Source organism: Candidatus Latescibacterota bacterium (assembly GCA_019038625.1).
Classification (GTDB): Bacteria; Krumholzibacteriota; Krumholzibacteriia; order Krumholzibacteriales; family Krumholzibacteriaceae; genus JAGLYV01.
Window position 1 is genome coordinate 1 of record JAHOYU010000137.1, and the last position, 4422, is coordinate 4422.

The 4422-nt window shown below is 47.9% G+C and carries 7 protein-coding genes; 6 read left to right on the plus strand and 1 reads right to left on the minus strand.

Annotated features, from left to right (window positions below; genetic code table 11):
• From KOO63_10580 to KOO63_10595, 4 genes are all read left to right on the plus strand, one after another.
• Positions 1 to 230 (plus strand): hypothetical protein (locus KOO63_10580; protein ID MBU8922251.1); only part of this gene is annotated, 230 nt, incomplete at its 5' end.
• A gap of 21 nt (positions 231 to 251) precedes the next feature.
• Positions 252 to 800 carry an HDIG domain-containing protein gene (locus tag KOO63_10585; protein MBU8922252.1) on the plus strand — a complete coding sequence of 183 codons (549 nt, stop codon included), beginning with the start codon at positions 252 to 254 and terminating at the stop codon, positions 798 to 800.
• Positions 801 to 839: 39 nt separating this feature from the next.
• The gene (locus KOO63_10590) at positions 840 to 1424 is read left to right on the plus strand and encodes a zinc-ribbon domain-containing protein (GenBank protein ID MBU8922253.1); all 585 of its coding nucleotides are present in this window, start codon (positions 840 to 842) and stop codon (positions 1422 to 1424) included.
• Between the two features lie 8 nt (positions 1425 to 1432).
• Positions 1433 to 2257, plus strand: coding sequence for an ATP-binding protein (locus KOO63_10595; protein MBU8922254.1), 825 nt, complete (start codon positions 1433 to 1435; stop codon positions 2255 to 2257).
• 112 nt (positions 2258 to 2369) lie between these two features.
• Here KOO63_10595 and KOO63_10600 read toward each other — a convergent pair whose 3' ends face one another.
• The gene (locus KOO63_10600; GenBank protein ID MBU8922255.1) at positions 2370 to 2810 is read right to left on the minus strand and encodes a hypothetical protein; all 441 of its coding nucleotides are present in this window, start codon (positions 2808 to 2810) and stop codon (positions 2370 to 2372) included.
• Between the two features lie 167 nt (positions 2811 to 2977).
• Between KOO63_10600 and KOO63_10605 the strand changes: the two genes are divergently transcribed.
• Both KOO63_10605 and KOO63_10610 read left to right on the plus strand, forming a co-directional pair.
• Positions 2978 to 3451, plus strand: coding sequence for a zinc ribbon domain-containing protein (locus tag KOO63_10605; GenBank protein ID MBU8922256.1), 474 nt, complete (start codon positions 2978 to 2980; stop codon positions 3449 to 3451).
• Between the two features lie 109 nt (positions 3452 to 3560).
• Complete coding sequence (locus tag KOO63_10610) at positions 3561 to 3920, plus strand: hypothetical protein (GenBank protein MBU8922257.1); 360 nt, start codon at positions 3561 to 3563, stop codon at positions 3918 to 3920.
• The last annotated feature ends 502 nt before the right edge of the window (positions 3921 to 4422 follow it).

Here is a 4422-nt window from a genome sequence, read left to right on the forward strand (position 1 = left end):
ATCTGAAGCTCAGGGGGCCGGGCGAGATATGGGGGCTGAGACAGTCGGGATATACTGTGTTCAGGCTGATCAACCCTTTGAGTGACAGGGATATAGTAGAAAAGTCCTGGAAGGAGTGTCGGAATCTGCTTGAGAGGGACCCGGAGCTGGCTATGACTGAAAACGGGGTTGTTTCGGATTACTTCCAGAAGTATTATAAACCGAGAATGGAACTTGCGGATATAGGTTGATCAGGTTGGATGAGGAGGATCATGCTATCGAGAGACGAAGCTTATTTACTTGTAAAGAAACATATATCAAAGAAAAATCTTATTAAACATGTTTTTGCTGTAGAGATAATCATGATAGAAATGGCCGCCAGATTCGATCAGGACGTGGATTGCTGGGGCCTTGCAGGATTGCTTCATGATCTCGATTATGAAGATACTGAAAATGATCCGGAAAGGCACGGGCATATCACAATGGAGCTGATTTCCGACCTCGACCTTTCCGATGAGATACGCCACGCCATACTTGCGCATGCCGATCAGGTCGAACGTATCTCCATGATGGATAAGGCGATATATTGTGCTGATCCGGTGACTGGCTTGATTGTTGCTTCAGTGCTAATGCACCCCACAAAGAGCCTGGCCGGAACGGACGCAGGATTTGTGGGGAAACGTTTCAAGGAAAAGAGGTTTGCCGCAGGAGCAAACCGGGAAGCTATTGCAAGTTGTAGTGAGCTTGGCCTTGATCTGCACGAGTTTCTCGAGATCTCCCTGGATGCGATGAGGACGATCTCTGATGAACTGGGACTCTGAAGCGAGGCATGCTCGACAAGCAAGTGAAGGAGCAAAAGCATGATCGTCACCTGTGGCGGATGTCAGACAAAATACATGCTGGGAGACGAGAAGGTACCCGAAAATGGAATCAGGGTCAGATGTCCGAAATGTCGATTCATCTGGAAGTTGAGTCCTGCAGCCAGCGAACCCGTTTTCGAAGTAAGTACTAATCAGTTCGCCTCCAGCGAGCCTGTAGCCGAAAGCGTTTCGGGTAGCTGGAATCAGGCTTCACAGCCCGCCAGGGCCTCGGCCGCTGTGGCGGAACCATCCATCGACGGGATGGAGCAGGAGATAGAGATCGCTTCGGCCGCTCAGAATCAGGTTGAATCTCCCGCAGAAATAAGTGAGACTCCTCAGCAGAAGAAATTGAGAGACAGGACCAAAAGGCTCGCGAGGGTCTTTGTAAGTGATATTCTTGTCTACAATAAGAATGAAAGAGATAAAGCGCTCGCCGATGGTACGCTCATGACCGTGATGGGACCGGAGATCAAGAAAGCATGGGAAGCGTACAAGCAAAAGGTCGGCACGGAAATCCGTGAATCAAATGATTATTTCCGAGAAGCACTGAACGAGATACTAGCCGATGGACAGGAGTTGTTCTGATAACACGTGTGAAAACAACACCTCTATATGTTCTGAATCTGGCGCCGGTCATATGGAACGAATTCTTCAGTGATTCCGTTCTGACCGAGGAGCTGGATGTCAAGATTTACAAGACGTTCCCAAGGTTTCTGAAGAGCCTGCAGGTGGAATCTGTCGAATCTCCAAGAGTACTTCTGTTTTTGCCGAAAGGTAAACTGGATCCAGCGAAGACCAGACAGTTGAGACTCACCCAGATCGATTCTCCGATGTATATCATCACATCTGAATGCAACGAAAAGGACTACCTGTCTTTCCTCTCGATGGGGATGAACGGGATCATTACTTCTCCTTTCAGCAAAACAGACGTTCAGGGAGTTCTGGGCGACAACCATAAAATGTGTGTACCCTTTCCCAGAAACAATGAGTTGATCAAGGAAGGTCAGGTCAGGCTCGATTTTCTCGTGCCGAGCAAGCTTTCACGAATACTTGGTGTGAACAGGCTTGTTTCTTTTCTGGCTGCTGAATTCGGGTTTCCTCCGGAGGACTGGCGTGTAAATCTTCCAATGGTAATGGATGAGGCGCTCAGTAACGCTATTGAGCACGGTAATAAGGGAAATGAATCGCTCAAGGTGCACGTCAGGATCTATATCAGCTCCAGGAGGATCGTGATCAATATCGAGGATCAAGGGGAAGGTTTTATTCCTGAGAATGTCGATGATCCGACCGACCAGGAGAACATCTACAAGGGATCGGGCAGAGGAATATTTTTAATGAAAGAACTCATGGACAGCGTTTCGTTCAAGAATGGTGGCAGGCTCCTTGAGATCGAGAAGATCAACCCCATGGCCGATTGACCGGGCCGATATCCCTCTTTGTTAAAATCCAGACAACAACACCAGCGCCGGGTTTTATGCCCGAGTGATTTTGTGTAGTATTATACCAGGCGGGGGCTCCGTTTGATGCGATCTATTTCTCGCCCCATTTTTCGCGGGATATCTTGTCGAGAAGATTGTCGATCTGTCCCCGTATGCGGTTGTTCTGGTCCGGCTCGAAGAGAACCTTTTTGACCCTTCCCTGATCGTCTTTCTTCACGTATCTAAGAGCTTTGATATTGTCCATAGGCATAAGGATATCCTTGCTGACGCGGACCTCGATACCCATGTCGTCGAGATTCTTGCCGGAGTTGTTGTACGGATGCATTCCCATGCCCCATCCATGAACGAACATACTGCAGATGATGGCCCTGAAAGTGTTCTGCCGCTGAATCGTGTCGAGATCGAAAGTGTCCTGGAATTTATCCATCATCCCGTCGATGACTACCTGAAGTTTCTTCAGGATGTCTTCTTTCGGTTCTGCGTTCAATAGTCTGTGAAATACTTCTTTAAGGATCTTTTCCGTGATTTCCATCTTTTCCTCGCTGTCGATTCGGATTGATTCGGAACAGAAACACTCTTACACAGGGGACTTTAGCAAAAACAGGACCAAAAGAACCGGGAGTCCTGCTGGCGTTTGACGTTCTGGAATTACTGGTCCGATACTGGATTATCACCGGGGCTCGCGAGATACTCTAACCCATGAATGGCACAATTCTGGCACACCATGGAATAAACATCCATATGGGAGGAGCAGAATTGCAGGTTTCCACCGAAATTACCGTTTTCATGCAAAAAGCGATTTATTATGTCAGCAGGCTGGTCGCCGCGAGGGGTGTTCTGGAACTGACCGACAGAAATATCAATTTTGAAGTCGCTTCCCTTGATTCATCGTTTGGTATAAAGGATGTCTCACTCGAACTCGATTCCATCACGGACGTCAGGATAGAATGTGGCGATCTCCATCCACGGATAGTCATCGTTACTGCTACAGGCAAATCGGAATTCGTCCTGGCAAGAGGGCAGGAATTATATGATCGCCTGAGGGGATATCTCAATAACCCTGTCGCTCCTGTTATGGGCCATGAAGATGACAGGCTTACCTTAAAATGCCGTTGTGGCAGGGAAGTGAACAATTCCTACAGGTTCTGCCCATGGTGCGGGGCCCGGATGTAGCTTGTTCTCCTGTATTTTTCAGTTGTTTAAACTTCCTGGATTTATTACATTAATCACAGATATAAGAAAGAATTATAGAATTCCTGACAGAATGTTACAGGAGGTAGAAATGAAACGGATCAGTGGGGTGGCGTTGGTCCTTGCGATCATTCTTGCGCTCACGATCACGGGATGCGAAGACGACTCCCAGTCAGCAGAAGCAACCGGTTTCGACCTGGTAATAGAGGACTGCCTTTCATTCGGCGTCTATGTTTATATCGATGGAGAGTTCCAGGACTTCGCGTCCACAGACGAACCCCATTTCTTTCCACTCCCCTCTGGTACCTATGAGATCTGGGCATATGGAAACGCCAAAGACAACAATACCAACCAGTATATATGCTGGAGAGACTATCAGGTCACCGTGAATGACGGTTCTGTAACCAGGCTCACTCTGTACTGTTCGGAAGAGAATATCTGTAGCGACTGACAGCTGGCCTGTCGTCGCCGTTGCACGGACGAAAATCGCAGTTTACATAAGCCCCTTCTCATTTTGAGCAGGGGCTTTTTTCATGTAGCCCGTCAAGCAAGATAACTCATTTCATTATAACAAATTAAAAAACAAGGGAAGCTGTTTTCCATGGCACATTACTTGCGCTGCTCCAGAGCAGTCGGGGTGGATACTACCTTTTTCTAACGAAATATGTGACACCCTAGCTCAAGTGACGTTAGCCTGCTCCGGAATCTGCTTCCTTGTCTGTGCACCAGGCGAGTGGGATAGAGGCCACCCCGACTTAACGTAAGGAGAATACTGATATGGCAGTTTATAATTACGCAGGTGGCGAAGTTAACATCAAGATAGTCTACTATGGCCCTGGGCTCAGCGGCAAAACTACCAATCTCGAGTTGATGTATTCGAAACTGCCGAGGGACAGCAAGGGTAAGATGGTGTCTATGAAGACACGTACGGACAGAACGCTGTTCTTTGATTT

What these genes read in the sequence shown, in the direction of transcription:
- KOO63_10585 (MBU8922252.1), top strand. Translation starts at nt 252, where the DNA reads ATGCTATCGAGAGACGAAGCTTATTTACTTGTAAAGAAACATATATCA.
- KOO63_10590 (MBU8922253.1), top strand. Translation starts at nt 840, where the DNA reads ATGATCGTCACCTGTGGCGGATGTCAGACAAAATACATGCTGGGAGAC.
- KOO63_10600 (MBU8922255.1), bottom strand. Translation starts at nt 2,810, where the DNA reads ATGGAAATCACGGAAAAGATCCTTAAAGAAGTATTTCACAGACTATTG.
- KOO63_10605 (MBU8922256.1), top strand. Translation starts at nt 2,978, where the DNA reads ATGAATGGCACAATTCTGGCACACCATGGAATAAACATCCATATGGGA.
- KOO63_10610 (MBU8922257.1), top strand. Translation starts at nt 3,561, where the DNA reads ATGAAACGGATCAGTGGGGTGGCGTTGGTCCTTGCGATCATTCTTGCG.